Source organism: Methylomonas lenta, assembly GCF_001644015.1.
Classification (GTDB): Bacteria; Pseudomonadota; Gammaproteobacteria; order Methylococcales; family Methylomonadaceae; genus Methylomonas; species Methylomonas lenta.
This window is the reverse complement of sequence record NZ_LUUI01000143.1, coordinates 16430-37594: the sequence shown is the minus strand read 5'-3', so window position 1 is coordinate 37594 and position 21165 is coordinate 16430. Positions and strand designations below refer to the sequence as shown.

The window sequence follows — 21165 nt, the reverse complement described above, 5'->3', positions numbered from 1 at the left end:
TTGCAGCACAACCTTGCTACAGATACTGCGCGCGGTCACAATTGCGGAAAATGAAAACACTAGAATTCAGGTATATCAATGGATGGCCAATTTTAAAAATCCGCAAACCTGACTGCGTCGGGTATAGCGCTCCTTTGAGTTAGCAAAATGACGCTGCAAGTTGATCAAAAAGCTAAGAGCGTGGGACAAGGCTTAATACAAAACTGATGTGCTATGAGGAACTTAGACAAGCTAATTTTTGCTATTTTGAGGAGAAATCAAGTCCTGCTGATTTAGCTAAACAATTGATTTTAAGATAAGATGGTGGGGTGAACGATGGGGCTCGAACCCACGACAACCGGAATCACAATCCGGGACTCTACCAACTGAGCTACGCTCACCATAATGATTTTTTCGAGGAGTGGCACGCTTGGCAGGATTCGAACCTGCGACCCTCGGCTTAGAAGGCCGATGCTCTATCCAACTGAGCTACAAGCGCAAAATCTTGGTCGGGGTAGAGAGATTCGAACTCCCGACATCCTGCTCCCAAAGCAGGCGCGCTACCAGACTGCGCTATACCCCGAATTTGACCTTCTAATCTAAGGCAGTTGTGCTGCCCCGTATTGAGACGCACATATTAATCAACAAATCCAAACCTGTCAACTTAATTTTAACTGCACTCGCTATTTTTTTGCAGATAACAACGAACTATTGATTATTTTGATAGAAAAGCCAAGCCGGGCAAGCTAAAACAGGCCCGACTTGGCATTGAAAGTCACGCTCGCCAATTAATCCCGCAACAATTCATTGATGCCTGTTTTACTACGGGTTTTTTCATCAACTTGTTTGATAATCACCGCACAATACAGACTGTGACTGCCGTCTTTAGACGGCAAATTACCTGACACAACAACAGATCCTGCAGGAATTCGGCCATAACTGACTTCACCCGTCATACGGTTAAAGATTTTTGTGCTTTGCCCAATATAAACGCCCATCGATATCACGCAGTTATCTTCCACAATCACACCCTCAACAACCTCTGAACGAGCACCGATAAAGCAATTGTCACCAATAATGGTCGGGTTAGCTTGCAAAGGCTCCAAAACACCACCAATGCCTACGCCACCTGACAAATGCACATTTTTACCGATTTGCGCACAAGAGCCCACGGTTACCCAGGTGTCGACCATGGTACCGCTATCTACATAAGCGCCAATATTGACATAAGACGGCATCAAGATTGCGCCAGGCGCGATATACGAACCAAAACGAGCGACGGCATTGGGAACAACCCGAACCCCGGCTTTTGCAAAGTCATCTTCGCTATATTGACCAAATTTAGTCGGTACTTTGTCGTAATAACGCACATCGCCACTTTCAATGACTTTGTTTTCATTAATCCGAAATGACAGTAAAACGGCTTTTTTCAGCCATTGATTGGTGATCCAATCGCCGTCTTTTTTCTCAGCTACCCGCACTTGCCCTTTGTCTAGCATATCCAATGTATCATTGACCGCAGCGCGGATTTCAGCTGATACACTGGCAGGACTGATGTCTGCCCGATTTTCAAAGGCGTCGTTAATAATGGCTTCCAGATTTGACATAGATTCTCTTGGGTTCAAGGTTAAGTTGAAAGGTTCCAGGAAAAGGTCTCAAGGCGAAAGAGGGGTAATTTTTAACTTTCGCTTTCGGCTTTTACCTTTCGCCTAAAATAAAGGTTTTAATACGTTCTGCCGCTTCGATGCATTCTTCCAACGGCGCCACCAAGGCGATGCGGACATGATTGAGGCCAGGGTTAATGCCCTCACTATCGCGAGATAGAAAGCTGCCGGGCAATAGCGTGAGATTTTGTTGGGCAAATAATTTTTGGGCAAAATCGGTATCGGAAACAGGCGTTTTTAACCAGATATAAAAGCTGGCAGGTGGGCGGCTGATTTCGCAAACACCCTGCAAAATATTGATGAAGGCGGTAAACTTTTCCCGATACAACTGGCGATTTTGTCGCACGTGCTCTTCATCCTGCCAAGCAGCGATACTGGCATACTGAGTCGGCACCGGCATTGGGCAGCCGTGATAGGTGCGATATTTCAGATATTGCTGCACGATTGCCGCATCACCGGCAACAAATCCCGAGCGCAAGCCTGGTGCATTGGAACGCTTGGATAAACTTTGAAAAATCACACAGCGCTTAAAGCTGGCATTACCCACCTGACAAGCACTTTGTAACAAACCCTGCGGCGGATTTGCCTCATCATCATATAACTCGGTATAACATTCATCAGAGGCGATGACAAAATCGTATTGCTCGGCCAGTTTTAATAATTTTTCATGCTCCGCCAGCGACATGACACTACCGGTTGGATTGCCAGGTGAACATATAAATATTAATTGGCAGCGGCGCCAAATTTCTTCCGGCACACTATCAAAATCAGGCAAATAGTTATTGGCCTCTACCGTGTTCAGATAATACGGATCAGCGCCAGCCAACAGTGCCGCCCCTTCGTAAATCTGATAAAACGGATTGGGCATAATGACAATTGGTTTGTCGCGCGGATCTATCACAGCCTGCACAAAAGAAAACAACGCTTCGCGGGTACCGTTAACCGGCAAAACCTGAGTTTCTGCATCGATGTATTGCCCAGGAATAGCAAATCGCCGACTCAGCCACTCGGCAATAGCCTCACGTAAAACAGGCAATCCTTTGGTGGTCGGATACTGCGTCAAACCGTGCAAATGCTGCAACAAAGCTTCCTGAATAAAATGCGGCGTCGCATGCTTGGGCTCACCGATCGATAATGCGATATGCGCTTTATCAGCAGGTGGTGTGATGCCGCGTTTAAGGCTGGCCAGCTTTTCGAACGGATAGGGATGTAATAGTTGTAAATGTGGATTCATTATTTAACGCAATTCGGCCGCTTGCCTGCACTTAAAGCCTGTTGCTGAAGCTGCAGGGCTTGGTTCATATGTTGATTAAGATTATCGATGCGGCTGGCATGCGCCGGATGGGTCGACATAAACTCAATCGGCTGGCCGCCTTTGGAAGCTTGATCCATTTTTAACCAAAGATTGATACTTTGGCGCGGATCGAAACCTGCCTTGGCCATTAAATCCAAACCGATAGTATCGGCTTCAGTTTCATGGATACGGCTATAAGGCAAAATCACCCCGTACTGCGCACCGACACCAAGCATGCCTAAGGCAGTCTGCCCCATTGCGGTTTGCGGCTGAGTAACGGCTTGAACCATACTTAGACCTGTGCTGACCGCAGTTTCCTGCGACAAGCGTTCGTTACTGTGCCTGGACAAGACGTGCCCAATTTCATGCCCAATAACAGCTGCCAGCTGATCTTGATTATCGACTAAATCGATCAAGCCGGAATGCACACCGATTTTATTGCCGGGTAAAGCAAACGCGTTCAAGGTATCATCTTCAAACACCACTACTTCCCATTGCCCGCCCACTTCTTGAGTAATTCCGTAAGCAACGCACTGAGCAAACTGGTTATATCGGGCATTCGTGCTAATCGGATTTTTGCTTTTCATGCTATCAAAAGCCTGCAAACCCATTTGATTGACTTGATTATCCGGCATATAGATAAACTGACTCCTACCGGTCGGGCTAGTCGCGCAGGCACTTAAAAATAGCGATGCAGAAACTGTCAGGAAAATTTTTTTCAACATTTCGTCAACGTCCGCAAACTGATTACAATGGGTCATTTTAGCGTAATTGGCGCAGTGGGGCTCAACCCTTTTTCAAGCATAGCTGGATTGCTTTTAGCTTTCTCCAGCCATCAGCGCATAAGCCTGTTGCAGGCAAAAGACTATCACCTGCTGTCTCACTGCCAGCCTATCACCGGAAAAAAGCTGCTTAACATAACAAGCCGCCCGACCGCGAAACTGCCAGGCGATGAATACCGTACCTATCGGTTTATCCAGCGTTCCGCCATCCGGTCCGGCAATCCCGGTAACTGCAAAAGCTAAATCGGCATGACTATGCTGCAGAGCGCCAGCCACCATTTCCAGCACGGTTTCTGCACTCACTGCGCCAAACTGGTTTAGCGTGTGTTGTTTAACCCCCAGCATTTCAACTTTAGCCGCATTGCTGTAGGTCACAAAGCCACGATCAAACCAGGCAGAACTGCCTGCCACATCGGTCACGGCTTGCGCGATACCACCGCCCGTGCAAGATTCCGCCAAAGCCAATTGCCAATGCCTGGCTTGAAGTTGCTGCCCTACTGCTTTGGCTAGTTGATAAATATCCTGTGGCATTGCAATACCTACTACGGAATTAAAACCCATTCATTTGCAGGTTACTTCGGCAGCAAGCTTGCTTCAGCCATTTTTTCATAATCGGCACCAACGCTGATAATAAAACTGGTGACTTGCTCGATACTCATTGCTGATTTAATAACTTTCGTTTCGTGGACGATAATGGCAAAGCCGGAGGTTGGGTTAGGCGAAGTCGGCACAAACAATACGTAACGATCTCCAACTTTGTTAGTGACATAAGCCGGCACCCAAAGCCCCTCTTTTGGATATTCAATGTATACCACCTCGCGAGGCTGTTTTAGCTCGTGTCCGGCAATCATGGAAACCAGCTTTTTGGTCACCCGATAAATAGTACTAAGCAGAGGAACACGCTCAACGACCTGCTCAAAAGCCGCAATCATAGAAAATCGACCTAAACTAACACGATGACCGACATAGGTTATCAGCCCAAAACTAAAGCCAAACAGCAAAAAAGTCACAAAGTAATTATCCGAATAACCATAGACAAACTGAAACAAATCAGAAAATCGATCTTTTACAAACAAAATAATTTGCAAAATAACCACCACAGGTATCAGAGCCAAGATGCCGATTAGGGTGTAGTTCAGTAATGTTTTCATGCTGTTTCCCTTTTTAGTTATTGTTGATGGAAGTAAAAAAAACAGTCGCTAAGACGCGCTACCAATTGACCGAAAAATTAATCAAAAAATGCAGGGTGTTCTTTAGGGGCTAGCAAAAACGCCAACCCCAAATGCTTAATTTAATAAGGCCAAACCCAGTTATCTGCCGCCGGTAAATCCGCACCGTATTCGTAAGCATAATTACGGCACTCAATCTGCATATCCCGCATTTTTTCTTTCACGTGGGCACCTGCCACCCGTAATGTCGGTATCCGATCTATAGCATCGATAACCAAACTAAAGCGGTCGATTTCATTCTGAATCGCCAGCTCCAGAGGTGTATTGATGCTACCTTTTTCCTTGTAACCGCGCACATGCATATTTTTGTGATTGTTACGACGATAGGCCAAGCGATGAATCAACCAGGGATAGCCATGAAAGTTAAACAGAATCGGCTTATCCAAAGTAAACAAACTATCGAAATCTTTATCTGACAACCCGTGCGGATGCTCCGATGCCGGCGAGAGTTTATACAAGTCGACCACATTCACAAATCGCACTTTCAAAGCCGGAAAATGCTCGCGCAAAATCACAGTGGCTGCCAATGCTTCCTTAGTTGGAATATCACCGGCACAAGCCATCACCAAATCAGGCTCGGCACCATTATCACTGCTGGCCCATTTCCAGATACCTATGCCTTTGGTGCAATGCTTGATGGCTGAATCCATATCCAGAAATTGCAAGTGTTTTTGCTTGTCGCATACGATCACGTTGATGTAATCGGTACTATTCAAACAGTGATTGCTGATAGCCAGCAAAGTGTTTACATCCGGTGGCAGATAAATTCGTGTCACGGCCGGACTTTTATTCACCACCACATCCAGAAAACCCGGGTCCTGATGAGTAAATCCATTGTGATCCTGCCGCCAAACGGTGGAGGTAATCAGCAGATTCAAAGACGAAATCGGTGCGCGCCATGGTACGGCTTTTGACATTTCCAACCATTTAGCATGTTGATTGAACATGGAGTCGATCACATGTACAAAAGCTTCATATGTTGAAAAAAAGCCATGTCGGCCAGTCAGTAGGTAGCCTTCCAACCAACCCTCGAGGGTATGCTCGGACAGTATTTCCATCACGCGACCATCTACCGCCAACTGCCCGCCGTCGGCGTCTTCCGGTAAATAATCCGCCATCCAGGTTTTTTTACTCACCTCATAGATATCGTCTAATTTATTGGAGGTATTTTCATCCGGACCGAATACGCGAAAATTTTGCATATTTTCTTGCATAATGTCGCGCAAAAACTTGCCTAAAGGTCGAGTATTTTCGGCCGAAATCGTGCCTGGTTTACTTACTTCAATCCGGTAATCGCGAAAATCCGGCATGCGCAGCGCCTTACGTAAACGGCCGCCGTTGGCATGTAAATTGGCACTCATTCTCCGCAATCCTTTTGGCGCCAAGGCTTTCAGCTCCGGCAGCAACGTGCCATTCTCATCAAATAATTCATCTGTCTTATAACTGCGCAACCAAGCTTCCAATTGCGCCAAATGTGCCGGCTTTTCCTGCACGCCACTCAAAGGCACTTGATGCGCGCGCCAAAAACCTTCGACTTTATGACCGTCGACTTCTTTTGGGCCGGTCCAGCCTTTAGGTGAGCGTAGTATTATCATCGGCCAACGCGGACGTTCAGCTTTACCGCTACTACGGGCCTGCTCTTGAATCCGGCGAATTTCCAACACACACGCCTCCATAGTCGCCGCCATTTTGCCGTGCATATCCATAGGCTCACTGCCTTCGACAAAATACGGCTGCCAGCCGTAACCTTTAAACAAATTTTCTAGCTCTTCATGACTAATCCGCGACAACAAAGAGGGATTGTTAATTTTGTAGCCATTCAAATGCAAAATCGGCAATACCGCGCCATCCCGGATAGGGTTTAAAAATTTATTGGAATGCCAGGATGTCGCCAAGGGTCCGGTTTCGGATTCACCATCGCCTACTACGACCGCGACCAGTAGATCCGGGTTATCGTAGGCAGCACCAAATGCATGCGAAACGCTGTATCCTAATTCTCCACCTTCATGAATCGAACCTGGTGTTTCCGGGGTGCAATGACTACCAATGCCGCCAGGAAAGGAAAATTCTTTGAAAAAGTTCAGCAGACCTTCTTCATCTTCGCTTTTGTTAGGATAGATTTCGCTGTAAGTACCTTCCAGATACACTGGCGCCAACACACCTGGCGCCCCATGGCCCGGGCCAGCCAGAAATATGGCATTTAGATCATATTTATTGATGAGGCGATTGAGATGAATATAGCTAAAGCTGAGTCCAGGGCTAGCGCCCCAATGACCGAGTAAACGTTTCTTGATATGCTCAGGTTTTAACGGCTCTTTAAGCAAGGGGTTATCCCGCAGATAAATCATACCCGCTGCCAAATAATTACAGGCCCGCCAATAGGCATTAATAGATTCTGTTTCTTGAGTAGAGAGTGTCATAAGCCATCCTTTTATTAGAAAAAAATCAATCAATTACAAGTTAAGTTATTCTGAGTCCATTTTAGACTAGCCATTTGACAGCAACATGAAAACTGTTCATTTAGACTTATTACAAATGCCCTACAAATTGTTGTCAATCATCGCCCCAGACCATCTCTCGCCGGTGATTATCTTTGGCAAACAGACAAAACACCCAGCGCGTGGAAATAACCATCATCGGCAGCGCAAAAACCGCCAGCCACAATAAACTCTGCAAGGTCATGTGACTGGCACTACTATCCCAAATTGTCATCGAGCTATTGAGAGAGATATTGGATGGCAGCAAGAAGGGGAACATCGATACACCAAAAGTCAAAACCACCATACTGACACATAGCGAACTGGCGATCATGGCAAAATAGGTTTTATCCCATTTTGCGAACAATATCGCGGCCAGTCCGCCCATAAAAGCTAATACCGGTAACGCCCACAGCAAGGGCAAATGTTCGTAATTATCCAGCCACAACCCTTCGCCACGTTTAACAAACTTTGCCAACGGATTAGACGCCGCATCAGGCAAAATATCGGAATCAATGTGATAACCCTCCAGATGCATAATCCATAACCCTGCCGTAGCAAATAATAGCAAAAAGGCCACTCCTGCTTGTAAGGTCAAAGCTTTGGCATTTTGCTGCAGTTCGCCGTTAGTTTTAAGCTGTATGAATACCGCACCATGCAAGGCCAGTAAGGCAACGCTGCATGCCGCTGCCAGTATGGAAAACAAATTAAACAGTCCGGCAAAATCACCTAAAAACAGGATACGCATATCACTATCCAGATGAAAAGGAATGCCCTTTAACATATTCCCTGCCAACAACCCCAAAAGCGTAGCGGGCACCACGCCACCGACCACCAGCACTTTAGCACTATATTGCTGCCAAAGCGGTTGATTACTCGCATGCTGGAAATACATCGCTAACGGCCGCAATAAAATAGCCAGCAATACCAGCAACAATAATGGATAAACACTAGCCATAGTTACCGCATAAGCTATCGGCCAGGCTGCAAATACAATGGTCAGCATAGCAATGAACCATGCCAAATTACCCATGCTGGTAGGTACAATATTACTGATCAGTGTTAACCGCTGGCTTTCGGATTTCCCTATCATCGGCAGCAATAGACATACGCCTAAGGTCAGACCTTCGCATAACACAAAGCTCACCATTACCAGTCCCAATAGAGCCCACCAAATAAGACGCAGAGATTCCAAATCAATTGTCATCGCTGAACTCCCGACTTATTTAAACCGCGATCAAGTATGGTTTGTCGCATTAAATACCCTCCTGCAACCAGTAATGCCAAATAAGCAATCATATAGCCTATGCTACTAATTAATAATTGAGGCACCGTCAGCGATGACACACCCCAAAAAGTGGGCAATAAACCGGCAATCGCCCAAGGTTGCTTACCCGCCTCAGCAACAAACCAACCCGCAATACATGCCAGCCAGGGCAAGGGCACAAGGTATAAACTCCAGCGCAGCAAAAAGACGCTCAGGGGCTTGTTGATAACACTGTGCCAAGCTGCCAGCGTAAACAACGCCAAGCTCACTAAACCGCAAGCAATCATCAAACGGTAAACCCAGAATAATAAAGTTGGATATGCCGGCAAAGCAGATTGCGCAGCCAATGCAATCTGCTTGTCTTTAGCATCAATAATGTCTTTATGCCACGGCGTTAACAGCCAGGCATAGCCCAAATTGGCTTTGTGCTGATCGAACTCTGCCAATAGTTGCGGGTCTTTATTATCATCACGTAAATCCTGTAGCAGGACATAGGCTTTAATACCGCTGCGAATCCGCGTTTCGATGTCCGGCAGCAAGTTTTGATTCACTTGCCCGTGAATGGCGGCCCGTTTTGCCAGTTGTGCTGAATTATTTAGATAAGGTGTATCATCACCCAGCCCAACGGTAATCACAATCGCCAGCATACCTACGACAGCGGCCAACTTGAAGCTCTTGCTAGCCAATTCATCGTCTTGTTTTTTCAGCAGCCAGAATGCGCTAATCCCCATTAAGGTCGCAGCAGCAGTAACATAACTGGCAGCAACGGTATGCAGATATTTTTCGATAGTTGCCGGATTGCTTAGAAACGCAGCAAAATCGGTGAGTTCGATACGATAAGATTGATAATTAAAGCTTGCGGCTACCGGATTTTGCATCCAGCCATTAGCCAGCAAAATCCAATAAGTAGAAGCATTGACTGCCAATACAATGACCCAGGTCACTATCAAATGCTGATATTTACCCAGTCGCTCCCAACCGAACCAATACGGCCCAAACAAGACTGCCGCCAGAAAAAAACTGGTTAAAGCTTCTATGGCTAACGGCAAAGCAAATATATCGCCAGCATAATGCGAAAAATACGAACCATTCATTCCAAACTGACAGACCACTAGCAATCGGGTAGCCATTGCCAGGGTGAAATTAATTGCGAATAAACGCCCCCATAAATGTGCCATGGCCTGGTAAACCGAGCGGCCAGTCAAGACATAAGCAGACTCCATTAATGCCAGTAATAGTGCCAACCCAAGGGTTAATGGGATAAATAAAAAATGCAGTATCGCGGTTATCGCAAACTGCCAGCGCGATAATTCGACAACGGTTTCGGAAATCATGCCAGCCTCTTGATCAATAATGCCATTGCCGGCAATTATAGAGATTTACACATGTGAATCGGTGCTTTATTACCTATGCTATTCGGAATAGGCGTAAACCCTCATTTCTGCAAGCAAAATCAACCCCCTTTCTGGATTAAAAGTAAACCTTCCGGCAAGAACTGATGAGACTAATTTTATTTAGTCGGAAAAAACAATTTAAAAATTGCTTCAAACTCGTCGTGGGTTTTATCCAAAATTTCACTGATTTGTTCCGGCGATAATTCAAAACCGTTGGCGACAATGGCATCATGCGGCGTATCAAGCTTGCTGAAGTGATTGGCGATACGCACTATTGTGGCTAAGTCAGCATAATTGCCCACATGATCCGGAAACAGCTCCAAACGGATGGACTCGACAACTACTTCGGGCAACTTCCAGCATCGGCATAACTCGGCACCTAACTGGAAATGATCAAAACCAATGACTTGCTGTTCAATATAGGCCGCATCAACTTCGGTTGGCATTCGGGCCTGCGTCAGTAAATCCACTTCTCGAGCCAATACCGGAATACGTCTATACATCACCAATTGACCAATGTTATGAATCAAACCGCATAAAAAAGCCGTGTCAGCGTATTTTTTGCCCATCACGGCATCCAGCTGTTTGGCAAACAATGCACAACGCAGGTTTTTCGACCAAAAATCGTGAATGGAAAATAGTTGTCCAGGCAAATCGGAAAACCGTTCGATCACGGTGGTGGCCAAGGTCAGATTCTGTAATTCACGCACCCCAATCAGGGTGATTGCTGTTGTAATTGAACTTATTTTTGATGGAAATCCGTAAAATGCGCTATTGACGATTTTAAGCAAGCGTAATGCTAATGCAGCATCGCTCTCGATAACAAAGGCGGCATCCCTCGCAGTCGTCCTAGGATTATCAACTACCTTTTTTAAAGCTAAATAAACAGTAGGCGGCGAGGCAAGTTTGATATCACCTTTTAGCAAGTCGTTAATCGTTAAAGTCGGTGTTGAAATTATCATCAATATTACATTCTTTAAATTTATGCCTATACTGGTTTGAGGTTTGACAGTTCGGGGGCTGTATACCGTTTAAGCCTAACGGGTTTCACTAGAATTACAAGTTTCGTGTAGGCTTTTGATTACATTTAACTTTTAACCTGAAATACGCTATTTTTATTATGCCGCAAAACACCTTACCATTAAACGATGATTGTTTGTGACTCACTTAAAGATTTGATCATTATTGTTGCCGAGCACGATAGTATTTCAGCTCAGCATATCGCCTCCATCCTTGAAGAAAGCGGCTTTTTAGATATCCGCCACGCCAGTAGCGGCCAGAAAATCTATGACATTCTGCGACCTTTTCATGAACAACCAGAAAAAATTGGCTTAATCGTAGTAAACCAAAACCTGCCTAATTGTAATTTGATCGAGTTAAGCCAAAGTTTATGTAACTCAACCGATGGCTTAGTCATACCCTTTGTAATATTAAGACCATCAGATTCGAGCCAGAGCACCAGTGCAATTGATCAATATTTGGCCTCAACGACTAATTGCCTGATATTCCAAATCAGCTCTCCCGTCGAACCGCAGGTTTTAGCGCTATCGATTAATTTTTTAATGCAGCTGAAACAAGAGCGTCTTATACGCCATCAACAAGAAGAACAACTGATTAATGAACTGGCATCCAAAAGTGTTATTGAAGCCAAACTAAAGTTTCTGGTTGCTCACGATGAACTCACGGGCTTGTTCAACCGTAACAGCTTTGAACGCCAGCTAAGATTGATCATGAATTTAAGCAACAAACTCAAAAAGGAGGGGGCGCTGCTTTTTATCGATGTCGACCGTTTCAGCATGATTAATGAACTGGAAGGGTTCGATGTCGGCGATCGTTTATTAGTAGAGTTGACGATCCTGATACGTAAATTGGTGCCACCTAGTTGTCTTTTTGCCCGGATAGGTGCTGACGAATTCTGCCTGTTTTTGGAAAACAAAACTAAAAAACAAGCGCACATCATCGCCGAAACCATCCGTACAACGGTGGAAAATTTCCGTTTTTTTACCGGCGAAATTTGTTACAGCGCCAGTGTATCCATTGGCATTACCTCGCTGGACAACTCATCCCCTGCAAAACACCCCGGCGAAATGATTTTGCATGCCCGCCAAGCCTGCAATTTTGCCAAAATAAACGGTCGCGACAAAATACGCATATACAACCATGAAGACGTCAGCATCAAAGAACGTCGCCGGGATATATATTGGGTTCCGATCATACGCAAAGCCTTACGCGACAACGATTTATTTTTAGTCTTTCAGCCTGTAGTCGAACTGAATACCTGCGATATTTCACATTATGAAGTTCTGATTAGGATGCGTGGCGACGAAGGCCAAACCATCACGCCCGATCAATTCATTCCGGTTGCCGAGCGCATGGGTTTAATTCATGCCATCGATTTATGGGTGGTCGAAAATGCTATCGATTTTCTAGCAGCGCTGCCTTCTTATCTGTCGCATATAGCACTGGCCATCAATTTGTCCGGCAGTGCTTTTCAGTATCCTGATTTGCTCCAGGTCATCCGCGATAAACTCGAGCTAACCTGGGTTGACGCCGGTCGTCTGACTTTTGAAATAACCGAAACTGCAGCCGTGGATAATTTTGAACGCACACGCGACATGATTCATAAGATCCGTGATCTGGGATGCAAATTTGCATTGGATGATTTTGGTGCCGGTTTTTGTTCCTTTAATTACTTAAAAACCTTCCCGGTTGATTATGTAAAAATAGACGGTCAGTTTATTAGGCAATTGGATATCAATGAAACTGACAGCATTTTAGTCAGATCTATGGTTGAAATTGCCGGGAAATTGGGCAAGCAAACCATTGCCGAATTCGTAGAAACACCCAACATTGCCTTAAAACTGAAACAACTAGGGGTTAATCTTGGGCAAGGTTACGCATTTGGCAAACCAGAACGCAATTTATTGGAAAGTCACCAAGTTTCGTTAGCCATTTTGCTAAACTCACAGGAAAGTCAGGCTGCCGATAAAAGCCGCTCGAGGCCAATGTTTTTAAATAAGCCGACGGAGTAATATCAGTTTTTAGGGATTATGCAAAATAGTTTCAAATAGTATATTGGTTTACCGCCCTGACAGGCTCTGGTATATTCGAACTCGGTGTCAATATAAGCCATCATAGTGTTCTATAACTTAAACTTAAAAACTAAAACAAACCAAGGGGAAGCGATATGGCAGAGCTGCTGTTTATAGTTACAACAATTTATGTTGCCTATGTGGTGTATGAAGCCATAGGTAAGAAAAAAAAACCGGAACCCAGCCAACCCGAAACATCAGTGGCCAGCGTAGAAGCGCCGCAGCCACCCGTCGCCGAAAAAGCTCCCGAGCCGCCAAAAGCTACTAAACCCGTCAGTAAAGCGACTAGCAGTAAACCCAAAGCCAAGCCTGCCGCGACCAAAAAAACCACAGCCAGCAGTTCTGCTGATAGCTTGAAAAACCCGAAAACCGGTGAAACAGCAAAACTCCCAGGCAATTACGCGTTTGCCAAGCGCTGGATCAAGGAAGCCTTGGTAGAAGAAGGCTTACTGGATAAAGTTTATAAAAATAATGAACTGGACACCGATGCCACGGCAAAAATCCAGGCTGCCTTACAGCAATTGAAAGCCATGGATAAATACCAGTAAACCCGTGCTTTGAAAAAATCCAATGCGGTAGGGTCGAACAGTTTAGACCCTACCCAGTTAAAATATTTTTAACAAAAATCGACGCCCAAACACCGGCCCCTCATTTTTCCAAACCCAATTTCTTTAGCCGATATTGCAAAGATCGAAACGTCATGCCCAATTGCTGGGCAGCGGTTGATTGATTCCAGTGATTTTCTTCCAACGCAGCCGTTAAGGCCTTTCTCTCCACATCTTCCAGATAGCTTTCCAACGAAATTTTTTCCGCTCTTACCTGACTTGCCTCTGAAATTGACCCCGAATTTGATGGCGGCAAGTTCAAATCATCGACTTCGATACAATCACCTTCATGCAAAGCTAAAGCGCGCTCCAAAATATTCTCTAACTCACGCACATTGCCAGGAAAGGCATATCGCTTCAGAACAGTCAGTGCGGCATCGTTAAAATGCGGCACCGGTACAGCGTTTGCTTTTGCCAGGCGCGCCAACAAATGAGCCACAATTTGCGGAATGTCATCGACCCTAGCTCTTAACGGCGGCAGATTCAATTCGATGACATTGATCCGATAATACAAGTCCTGGCGAAAACTACCTTCCTGCACCATTTTTGCCAGATCTTTGTGTGTCGCACTCAATATGCGCACATCCACCGCAATTTCATGTTGCTCACCTACAGGGCGGATTTTTTTCTCCTGGATTGCCCGCAACAATTTGACCTGCAAACTCAATGGTAAATCGGCCACCTCATCCAAAAACAAAGTACCGCCATCGGCAGCCTGAAAAAACCCCTGTTTATCAGCAATCGCACCGCTAAAACTGCCTTTTTTGTGTCCAAAAAACTCGCTTTCCATTAATTCATGCGGAATAGCGCCACAGTTGATGGCCACAAACTGTTTATTTGAACGCGGACCTTGCTGATGAATCAATTTGGCGACTAATTCCTTGCCGGAACCCGATTCACCACTGATGTAGATCGGCGCCTGATTTCGTGCCACTTTTTCGATTTTAGAGCGAATTTCGCACATCAGTGCCGACTCGCCCAGCAAAGTATCCCGAGTACGCCTGTCTTTTTCCACCAATTTGGCTTGTGAAGTTTGCAGCGCATTACCGACCAATTGCCGCAAGGCCGCTAAATCCACAGGCTTACTCAAAAAGTCGAACGCACCTTTTTTCATGGCCTTAATGGCAATATCCATGCTGCCATGCGCAGTAATGACAGCCACCGGCAATAGTAAGCCGCGTTCTTGAATATAATCGACCAAATCCAAACCATCACCATCCGGTAATCGCATATCGGTCAAGCACAAATCAAATGACTCACTGGCCAATAGTTGTTTGGCCTGACTAATATTTTCGGCGCAACAGGTGCGGATATTCATCCGATTTAAGGTAATTTCCAACAATTCCCTGATATCAGGCTCATCATCAACTACTAAAGTGACAGGCATCTTCATATTTCAATCACAACATTTTCAGCATCAGCCAACGACAGAGTAAAACAGGCTTTATTTTGATATTTAGCATAGCTTAATTCAGCTTGATTGAGTTCGGCTAATTCACGGGAAATATAAAGCCCAAGCCCAGTTCCTTGCCTAGAGGTGGTAAAAAATGGTTCAAACAAATGCATCAAGCCCTCTGAGTTTATACCGGGACCATTGTCAATCACCCGAATACACAAACCATTGGCTAAACGATCGGCTTCGATACCGATCTGTCCTGACTCGGGTTTACCGTATTTGAGGGCATTGGCGCAGAGATTATCCAGAATCTGTTTAAGATGGCCGGCATCAACATAGGCGTTCAAGCCGGTCTGCTTAAACGCTAATATAAACGCATCCTTATTGTAGCTATTTTGTTCCTGTACATAGGCTGGCAACCATTGATCCAATGCAATTCGTTGTTTTTGCGAGGGATTACGTCTGGATAATTTAAGAATGTCTTCAATGATGTTATTCACTCGCTGACAATGATTTTGAATAATGCCGGTCAATCGTAAATCTTCCGGTTTTAATTCCGGCGCTTCTGATAACAATTGTCCAGCGTGACTAATCGCGCTCAGTGGATTACGAATTTCATGCGCAATACTGGCAGTCAGCCTACCTAATGATGCCAATTTACTTTGCTGCAAACGTTGATTGTGCAGACTGATATCTTCGAAAAGCAACAGAGATAGCTGTTCGCCTTCGACTGATAATAAAGAAAAACGTACCTGAACTTCTTCTCCACTCTGTAACTGAATAATGGCAAAATCCTGCTCAGGACTTTCTTTCCATAATAAAAATGCCTGCTGCAACATCGGCGAAACATCCGCCAAATGCGTGGGTGATTCGCCTATTCCCAAAAGTCGTAACGCTGAATGGTTATTCAGTACTATAAATTGCTGAACATCGACTATCATGATGCCCGATTGCAAATGCTGAATAACATAGCGATTGAGCTCCTCCAATCGCACAATGGTCTGCGCATGTCGCCTGGCCAGACTGGCCGATTGCTCTACGCGCTGCGCCAATATCAAGGATATCAAAGCGATAGCAAAAAATGTCACCCCCAATAACCCGGAATAATTCAATGAGCCCATGTCAAAAGCATGCGTTTGCATGGCATAGAATTGCTCGGTCAGTACCGCTAAACTGGCCAACGCCGCAAACAATAACGCGCACCTGCCACCAATCAATAATCCGGCGGCAGCTATAGAGATGGCCAACAAGCTTCCGACACCGCTAGTCACGCCACCACTGGTGTGCATCAACATTGTGATGAATACAATGTCGGTAAAAATAAATAACTGCGCCAGTTGATTGTAAGCTACCAAACGCCTGAAAATAAAAGGCGCATTCAGGAGTGAAATCCCTAGATAAGTCAAGCTGGTGACCTGATACAATTGGGCATCGTGCGAACCCAATGAAGATGATCCGAATCTTAAAAAAAACAGCATCACAAACAAAGTGGCGCTAATGAACCGATAGATGAAAAATATCTTTAGCATCAACCAGGCTTGTCCTGCGGGGATGCCATAGCCTTTGGAAAAAGGACAGGGATAGATGGTATCAACTTGATGGGACGGCATAAGGCGATTTTTTCGAGTTGGCTAAGACTTAAAGATAATAGCAAACTCTATTTAAACGATTACTAAGTCATTACAGCGGAGCGCATTAATGAATATCCATGAGTACCAGGCTAAACAACTGTTTCGTGATTTTGCGATTCCAGTACCGCAAGGTGCTGTGGCTACTACAGCTGATCAAGCCCAGCAAATTACCCAACAATTGCCGGGTTCGGCGTGGGTAGTGAAAGCACAAATCCATGCCGGTGCCCGTGGCAAAGCCGGCGGCGTCAAGGTCGCCCATAGCGCACAAGAAGCCGCTGATTTCGCCAGCAGCATGCTCGGCAGCCAAATGGTGACGCATCAAACCGATGCCCATGGATTGCCGGTCAACAGCGTCTGGGTGGAAGAGGCCTCGGCCATTAAAAACGAGTTTTACCTCAGCCTGCTGGTCGATCGCGACAGCGAACGCCTGATTTTCATCGCCTCTGCAGCCGGCGGCATGGACATTGAAGCAGTCGCCGCCGAAACCCCGGAAAAAATCATTCATGTCTCGGTACATCCCGCGGCGGGCCTGCAAGCCTATCAATGCCGCCAGGTGGGCGCTATTTTGGGGCTAGGCAAAGAACAACAAGGACAGTTGCAAAAAATCATGACCGGCATGTATGAGTTGTTTTTAGCTAAAGATTGCAGCCAGATCGAAATCAACCCACTGATCGAAACCGAAGACGGCAAGCTGGTGGCGCTGGATGCGAAAATGAATTTCGACGACAACGCCGTGCCAGCCCATGCGGATATCGCCGCCATGCGCGATGCCTCGCAGGAAGACACCAAGGAAGCGGAAGCCAAACAGTTTGACCTTAATTACATCACCCTGGACGGCAACATCGGCTGCATGGTCAATGGCGCTGGTTTGGCTATGGCGACCATGGACATGGTCAAATTAAAGGGCGGCGCACCGGCCAATTTTCTCGACGTCGGCGGCGGCACCAATAAAGACAAGGTCAAAGCCGCCTTTAAGTTGATATTGTCCGACGGCACCACCAAAGCGGTATTGGTTAATATTTTTGGCGGCATCGTCAAATGCGATGTAATTGCCGCCGGCATCCTGGCCGCCGTGGAAGAAATGCATTTAACCATACCGGTGGTAGTGCGTTTGGAAGGCACCAATGTCGAACTGGGTTTATCCATGCTGGCGCAATCCGGTTTAGGTTTACATACAGCGGAAGATTTAAACAGTGCAGCCGAGATGGTTGTAAAACTAGCAGAGGGCGTAGGGGGTTCCCTACCCCCTACCGCACTTCCCCCATCCATGGAGGTCGGCGCATGAGCATTCTGATCGATCAAAACACCCAAGTCATTTGCCAGGGTTTTACCGGCAAACAAGGTACTTTTCATTCCGAGCAAGCACTGGCTTACGGCACAAAACTGGTCGGCGGCGTCACGCCCGGCCGCGGCGGTTCAAAGCATCTAGATCTGCCAGTATTCGATACTGTGCAACAAGCCGTGCAAGCTACCGGCGCCACCGCCAGCATGATTTATGTACCGCCGTTTTTTGCCGCCGATGCCATTTTAGAAGCGGTCGATGCCGGCATCGAATTAATCGTCTGCATCACTGAAGGCATTCCGGTGTTGCAAATGCTGCGCGTCAAAGCCGCCATGAAAGGCACTAACGCCTTACTCGTCGGCCCTAACTGCCCTGGCGTCATCACGCCCGGCCAATGCAAAATCGGCATCATGCCCGGCCATATCCATACCCCCGGCAAAATCGGTATCGTCTCCCGTTCCGGCACTTTGACCTACGAAGCAGTCCATCAGACGACTCGTCAAGGCTTGGGGCAAAGCACTTGTGTCGGCATAGGCGGCGATCCGATTCACGGCATGACATTCATCGACGTACTCAGTCGCTTTCAAGACGACCCACAAACCGAAGGTATTGTGATGGTCGGCGAAATCGGCGGCAGTGATGAAGAGCAAGCGGCGGAATTTATCAAAGCCCATGTCAGCAAACCGGTGGTCGGTTACATCGCAGGACAAACCGCTCCGCCGGGCAAACGCATGGGCCATGCCGGCGCCATTGTCACCGGCGGCACTGGCACAGCAGCCGGTAAGATTACTGCCATGCAAGCAGCCGGCGTTCACATGGTTAGTTCGCCATCGGACATCGGCATCGCGATGCGGGATTGTTTCTAGCTGAGTCTTGGAATTTACATAACGGATTATCTACACTCACTGACCGCCCAAAATGGGAGAACAACATGGTAAGTATTGCATTAGACCAACTCAGTACCGAAGAAAAGCTGGCGATGATGGAGTCACTATGGGACAGTTTGTGTGCCAAAACTGGCTCAATAGTTTCACCTAGCTGGCATGGCGACATTTTGGCTGAACGAGAGGAAGCCATTCGCAACGGCAATGATGGCTTTGAAGACTGGGAGACGGCAAAAGCAGCTCTACGCAATCACGTTGAATGAAAATAAGGATACTTAAGTCTGCACGACAAGACTTAGCTGATGGCAGGCGATTTTACCAACAACAATCCCCAGCCATCGGCGATTATTTTCTCGACAGCTTATTCTCCGATATCGAGTCTTTATTGATTCATGCTGGCGTACATGCCGTTTACTTTGATAGATTTTACCGTTTGCTGTCCAAACGCTTTCCTTTTGCGCTTTATTACCGTCTAGAGAATCAAACAATTCTAATTTATGCCGTTCTGGATTGTCGTCGCAGCCCCGCATGGATCAGAAAAAAGCTTACTAATACCCTGTAATGACATTAAAAATCGCCCTCGCCCAACTCAATTTCACGGTCGCTGACCTCAAGGCCAATAGCGCAAAGATCATCTCGGCTGCGGAACAGGCTAAACAACAACATGCCGACGTCATTGTTTTTCCGGAGCTATGCGTCAGCGGCTATCCACCGGAAGACTTATTACTGCGTGATGATTTTATTCAACACGCCCAACACGCTGTTGACGCTATTGCCGCTCAAGTACAAGACATAGATCTGGTCATTGGCTATCCGCAGCGAAAAGGCAGCGATCTCTACAATACTGCGGTGGTACTGCGTAACGGTCAGATCATCGCCGAATACCATAAGAATGCCCTACCCAATTACGGCGTTTTTGACGAACAGCGATACTTTAAAGCCGGGCAGCAAACTTGTTTGTTCACTATTAAAGACACCCGCTTGGCGTTGACAATTTGCGAAGACATCTGGCAAACCGGCATCATTGCCAACAATCGCAATGCCGGTGCCGACCTCATCCTCACCTTAAACGCCTCGCCGTTTCATGCCGGCAAAATGCAGCAACGCGAAGACGTTATTTGCGCACAAATCAAAGCTGCCGGCGTGCCTCTGGTTTACGTCAACCAAATTGGTGGTCAGGATGAGCTGATTTTTGATGGCGCGTCCTTTGTCGCCAACGGTCAGGGAGAAATTGTGTTTCACGCTGAGGAATTTGTCGAACAACTCAGTATCGTCGAATTTGTCGACCAGCAACCCCAAGCCAACACGATTGCACCGCTCTATCAACCGGTAGTCAGCGAATACAAAGCACTGGTATTGGGCATTAAGGATTACGTGCGTAAAAACGGCTTTCAGGGCGCCTTATTGGGGTTGTCCGGCGGCATTGATTCGGCACTGGTACTAGCTTTGGCGGTAGATGCACTGGGGGCGGATAAAGTCGAAGCAGTTTTAATGCCCTCTCGTTATACTCAGGATATGAGTAACGAAGATGCCATTTTAGAAGCCGATGCACTCGGCATCCAGCATCACACCATTCCGATCGAGCCGGCGGTGAATGCGTTTAACGACATGCTGGCCCCGCTGTTTGCCGGCAGTAAAAAAGACACCACCGAAGAAAATATCCAAGCCCGCTGCCGGGGTGTATTACTGATGGCCTTGTCTAATAAACAAGGTAAATTATTACTGACCACCGGCAACAAAAGCGAGATGAGTGTTGGCTACGCCACCCTTTACGGCGATATGGCCGGCGGTTTTGCGCCGCTAAAAGACGTCTCCAAATTATTGGTGTACCAAATAGCCGAATATCGCAACACGATTTCGCCGGTGATTCCGGAACGCGTTATCACTCGTGCACCGTCTGCGGAACTTGCGCCCGATCAAAAAGACGAAGACTCTTTGCCGCCGTATGTGGTGCTGGATCCGATTTTGGCCTTGTACATCGAACAGGATAAATCCGCCGCTGACATCGTTGCACTCGGTTACCCACTGGATGCGGTGCAACGCGCCATCAGCCTGGTGGATCGCAACGAATACAAACGTCGCCAATCGCCACCCGGCATCCGCATCACACCCAGAGCTTTCGGCCGCGACCGCCGGTATCCGATATCATCGGCATACCGCGGCACTGCCAGCCTCAATCAGGAGTAAAT

The 21165-nt window shown here is 46.6% G+C and carries 18 protein-coding genes and 3 tRNA genes; 7 read left to right on the top strand and 14 right to left on the bottom strand.

From position 1 onward, the window contains the following. Positions 1 to 304: 304 nt before the first annotated feature. From A1359_RS17295 to A1359_RS17240, 12 genes are all read right to left on the bottom strand, one after another. Positions 305 to 380 (bottom strand) — tRNA-His (locus A1359_RS17295). 21 nt (positions 381 to 401) lie between these two features. Further along, positions 402 to 478 (bottom strand) — tRNA-Arg (locus tag A1359_RS17290). Between the two features lie 7 nt (positions 479 to 485). Next, positions 486 to 562, bottom strand: a tRNA-Pro gene (locus A1359_RS17285). Positions 563 to 767: 205 nt separating this feature from the next. Then, positions 768 to 1586 (bottom strand): 2,3,4,5-tetrahydropyridine-2,6-dicarboxylate N-succinyltransferase, encoded by an 819-nt coding sequence (dapD, locus tag A1359_RS17280; protein WP_066986083.1) that lies wholly within the window; start codon positions 1584 to 1586, stop codon positions 768 to 770. A gap of 91 nt (positions 1587 to 1677) precedes the next feature. Next, complete coding sequence (gene dapC, locus A1359_RS17275; protein WP_066986080.1) at positions 1678 to 2877, bottom strand: succinyldiaminopimelate transaminase; 1200 nt, start codon at positions 2875 to 2877, stop codon at positions 1678 to 1680. Next, positions 2877 to 3662 (bottom strand): M48 family metallopeptidase, encoded by a 786-nt coding sequence (locus A1359_RS17270; RefSeq protein ID WP_066986123.1) that lies wholly within the window; start codon positions 3660 to 3662, stop codon positions 2877 to 2879. The genes dapC and A1359_RS17270 overlap by 1 nt, the downstream gene beginning before the upstream one ends. Before the next feature lie 93 nt (positions 3663 to 3755). After that, positions 3756 to 4280 (bottom strand): CinA family protein, encoded by a 525-nt coding sequence (locus A1359_RS17265; protein WP_232322343.1) that lies wholly within the window; start codon positions 4278 to 4280, stop codon positions 3756 to 3758. 11 nt (positions 4281 to 4291) lie between these two features. Then, positions 4292 to 4870 (bottom strand): DUF502 domain-containing protein, encoded by a 579-nt coding sequence (locus A1359_RS17260; protein WP_066986076.1) that lies wholly within the window; start codon positions 4868 to 4870, stop codon positions 4292 to 4294. A gap of 140 nt (positions 4871 to 5010) precedes the next feature. Next, entirely contained in the window at positions 5011 to 7368 is a 2358-nt protein-coding gene (locus A1359_RS17255) for a phosphoketolase family protein (RefSeq protein WP_066986073.1), read from the bottom strand. Positions 7369 to 7501: 133 nt separating this feature from the next. Continuing rightward, positions 7502 to 8632 (bottom strand): cytochrome d ubiquinol oxidase subunit II, encoded by a 1131-nt coding sequence (gene cydB, locus A1359_RS17250; protein WP_066986070.1) that lies wholly within the window; start codon positions 8630 to 8632, stop codon positions 7502 to 7504. Further along, a complete protein-coding gene (locus A1359_RS17245; protein WP_066986067.1) occupies positions 8629 to 10026 on the bottom strand; it encodes a cytochrome ubiquinol oxidase subunit I in 1398 nt (465 codons plus the stop codon). The genes cydB and A1359_RS17245 overlap by 4 nt, the downstream gene beginning before the upstream one ends. A gap of 176 nt (positions 10027 to 10202) precedes the next feature. Continuing rightward, positions 10203 to 11048 carry an HDOD domain-containing protein gene (locus A1359_RS17240; protein WP_066986064.1) on the bottom strand — a complete coding sequence of 282 codons (846 nt, stop codon included), beginning with the start codon at positions 11046 to 11048 and terminating at the stop codon, positions 10203 to 10205. 186 nt (positions 11049 to 11234) lie between these two features. Here A1359_RS17240 and A1359_RS17235 point away from each other — a divergent pair, with 186 nt between their 5' ends. After that, positions 11235 to 13118, top strand: a complete 1884-nt coding sequence (locus tag A1359_RS17235; protein ID WP_066986061.1) for an EAL domain-containing protein — start codon at positions 11235 to 11237, stop codon at positions 13116 to 13118. Between the two features lie 155 nt (positions 13119 to 13273). Next, entirely contained in the window at positions 13274 to 13726 is a 453-nt protein-coding gene (locus A1359_RS17230) for a hypothetical protein (protein ID WP_066986058.1), read from the top strand. Between the two features lie 100 nt (positions 13727 to 13826). Here the strand turns inward: A1359_RS17230 and A1359_RS17225 are convergent, their stop codons facing one another. Further along, positions 13827 to 15176: a sigma-54-dependent transcriptional regulator gene (locus tag A1359_RS17225; RefSeq protein ID WP_066986055.1), complete on the bottom strand. Its 1350-nt coding sequence runs from the start codon at positions 15174 to 15176 to the stop codon at positions 13827 to 13829. After that, positions 15173 to 16789, bottom strand: coding sequence for a sensor histidine kinase (locus A1359_RS17220; RefSeq protein WP_066986051.1), 1617 nt, complete (start codon positions 16787 to 16789; stop codon positions 15173 to 15175). Before A1359_RS17220 ends, A1359_RS17225 begins: the two co-directional genes overlap by 4 nt. Positions 16790 to 16877: 88 nt before the next feature. Between A1359_RS17220 and sucC the strand changes: the two genes are divergently transcribed. From sucC to A1359_RS17195, 5 genes are all read left to right on the top strand, one after another. Then, positions 16878 to 18095, top strand: a complete 1218-nt coding sequence (sucC, locus tag A1359_RS17215; protein WP_066986048.1) for an ADP-forming succinate--CoA ligase subunit beta — start codon at positions 16878 to 16880, stop codon at positions 18093 to 18095. After that, positions 18092 to 18958, top strand: coding sequence for a succinate--CoA ligase subunit alpha (gene sucD, locus A1359_RS17210; protein ID WP_066986045.1), 867 nt, complete (start codon positions 18092 to 18094; stop codon positions 18956 to 18958). Before sucC ends, sucD begins: the two co-directional genes overlap by 4 nt. Positions 18959 to 19023: 65 nt before the next feature. Next, positions 19024 to 19239, top strand: coding sequence for an addiction module protein (locus A1359_RS17205; protein ID WP_066986042.1), 216 nt, complete (start codon positions 19024 to 19026; stop codon positions 19237 to 19239). After that, positions 19236 to 19538 (top strand): type II toxin-antitoxin system RelE/ParE family toxin, encoded by a 303-nt coding sequence (locus A1359_RS17200; protein WP_066986039.1) that lies wholly within the window; start codon positions 19236 to 19238, stop codon positions 19536 to 19538. The genes A1359_RS17205 and A1359_RS17200 overlap by 4 nt, the downstream gene beginning before the upstream one ends. After that, positions 19538 to 21163 (top strand): NAD+ synthase, encoded by a 1626-nt coding sequence (locus tag A1359_RS17195; RefSeq protein ID WP_066986038.1) that lies wholly within the window; start codon positions 19538 to 19540, stop codon positions 21161 to 21163. Before A1359_RS17200 ends, A1359_RS17195 begins: the two co-directional genes overlap by 1 nt. Positions 21164 to 21165 lie beyond the last annotated feature (2 nt).

What these genes read in the sequence shown, in the direction of transcription:
- dapD (WP_066986083.1), bottom strand. Translation starts at nt 1,586, where the DNA reads ATGTCAAATCTGGAAGCCATTATTAACGACGCCTTTGAAAATCGGGCA.
- dapC (WP_066986080.1), bottom strand. Translation starts at nt 2,877, where the DNA reads ATGAATCCACATTTACAACTATTACATCCCTATCCGTTCGAAAAGCTG.
- A1359_RS17270 (WP_066986123.1), bottom strand. Translation starts at nt 3,662, where the DNA reads ATGTTGAAAAAAATTTTCCTGACAGTTTCTGCATCGCTATTTTTAAGT.
- A1359_RS17265 (WP_232322343.1), bottom strand. Translation starts at nt 4,280, where the DNA reads ATGGGTTTTAATTCCGTAGTAGGTATTGCAATGCCACAGGATATTTAT.
- A1359_RS17260 (WP_066986076.1), bottom strand. Translation starts at nt 4,870, where the DNA reads ATGAAAACATTACTGAACTACACCCTAATCGGCATCTTGGCTCTGATA.
- A1359_RS17255 (WP_066986073.1), bottom strand. Translation starts at nt 7,368, where the DNA reads ATGACACTCTCTACTCAAGAAACAGAATCTATTAATGCCTATTGGCGG.
- cydB (WP_066986070.1), bottom strand. Translation starts at nt 8,632, where the DNA reads ATGACAATTGATTTGGAATCTCTGCGTCTTATTTGGTGGGCTCTATTG.
- A1359_RS17245 (WP_066986067.1), bottom strand. Translation starts at nt 10,026, where the DNA reads ATGATTTCCGAAACCGTTGTCGAATTATCGCGCTGGCAGTTTGCGATA.
- A1359_RS17240 (WP_066986064.1), bottom strand. Translation starts at nt 11,048, where the DNA reads ATGATAATTTCAACACCGACTTTAACGATTAACGACTTGCTAAAAGGT.
- A1359_RS17235 (WP_066986061.1), top strand. Translation starts at nt 11,235, where the DNA reads ATGATTGTTTGTGACTCACTTAAAGATTTGATCATTATTGTTGCCGAG.
- A1359_RS17230 (WP_066986058.1), top strand. Translation starts at nt 13,274, where the DNA reads ATGGCAGAGCTGCTGTTTATAGTTACAACAATTTATGTTGCCTATGTG.
- A1359_RS17225 (WP_066986055.1), bottom strand. Translation starts at nt 15,176, where the DNA reads ATGAAGATGCCTGTCACTTTAGTAGTTGATGATGAGCCTGATATCAGG.
- A1359_RS17220 (WP_066986051.1), bottom strand. Translation starts at nt 16,789, where the DNA reads ATGCCGTCCCATCAAGTTGATACCATCTATCCCTGTCCTTTTTCCAAA.
- sucC (WP_066986048.1), top strand. Translation starts at nt 16,878, where the DNA reads ATGAATATCCATGAGTACCAGGCTAAACAACTGTTTCGTGATTTTGCG.
- sucD (WP_066986045.1), top strand. Translation starts at nt 18,092, where the DNA reads ATGAGCATTCTGATCGATCAAAACACCCAAGTCATTTGCCAGGGTTTT.
- A1359_RS17205 (WP_066986042.1), top strand. Translation starts at nt 19,024, where the DNA reads ATGGTAAGTATTGCATTAGACCAACTCAGTACCGAAGAAAAGCTGGCG.
- A1359_RS17200 (WP_066986039.1), top strand. Translation starts at nt 19,236, where the DNA reads ATGAAAATAAGGATACTTAAGTCTGCACGACAAGACTTAGCTGATGGC.
- A1359_RS17195 (WP_066986038.1), top strand. Translation starts at nt 19,538, where the DNA reads ATGACATTAAAAATCGCCCTCGCCCAACTCAATTTCACGGTCGCTGAC.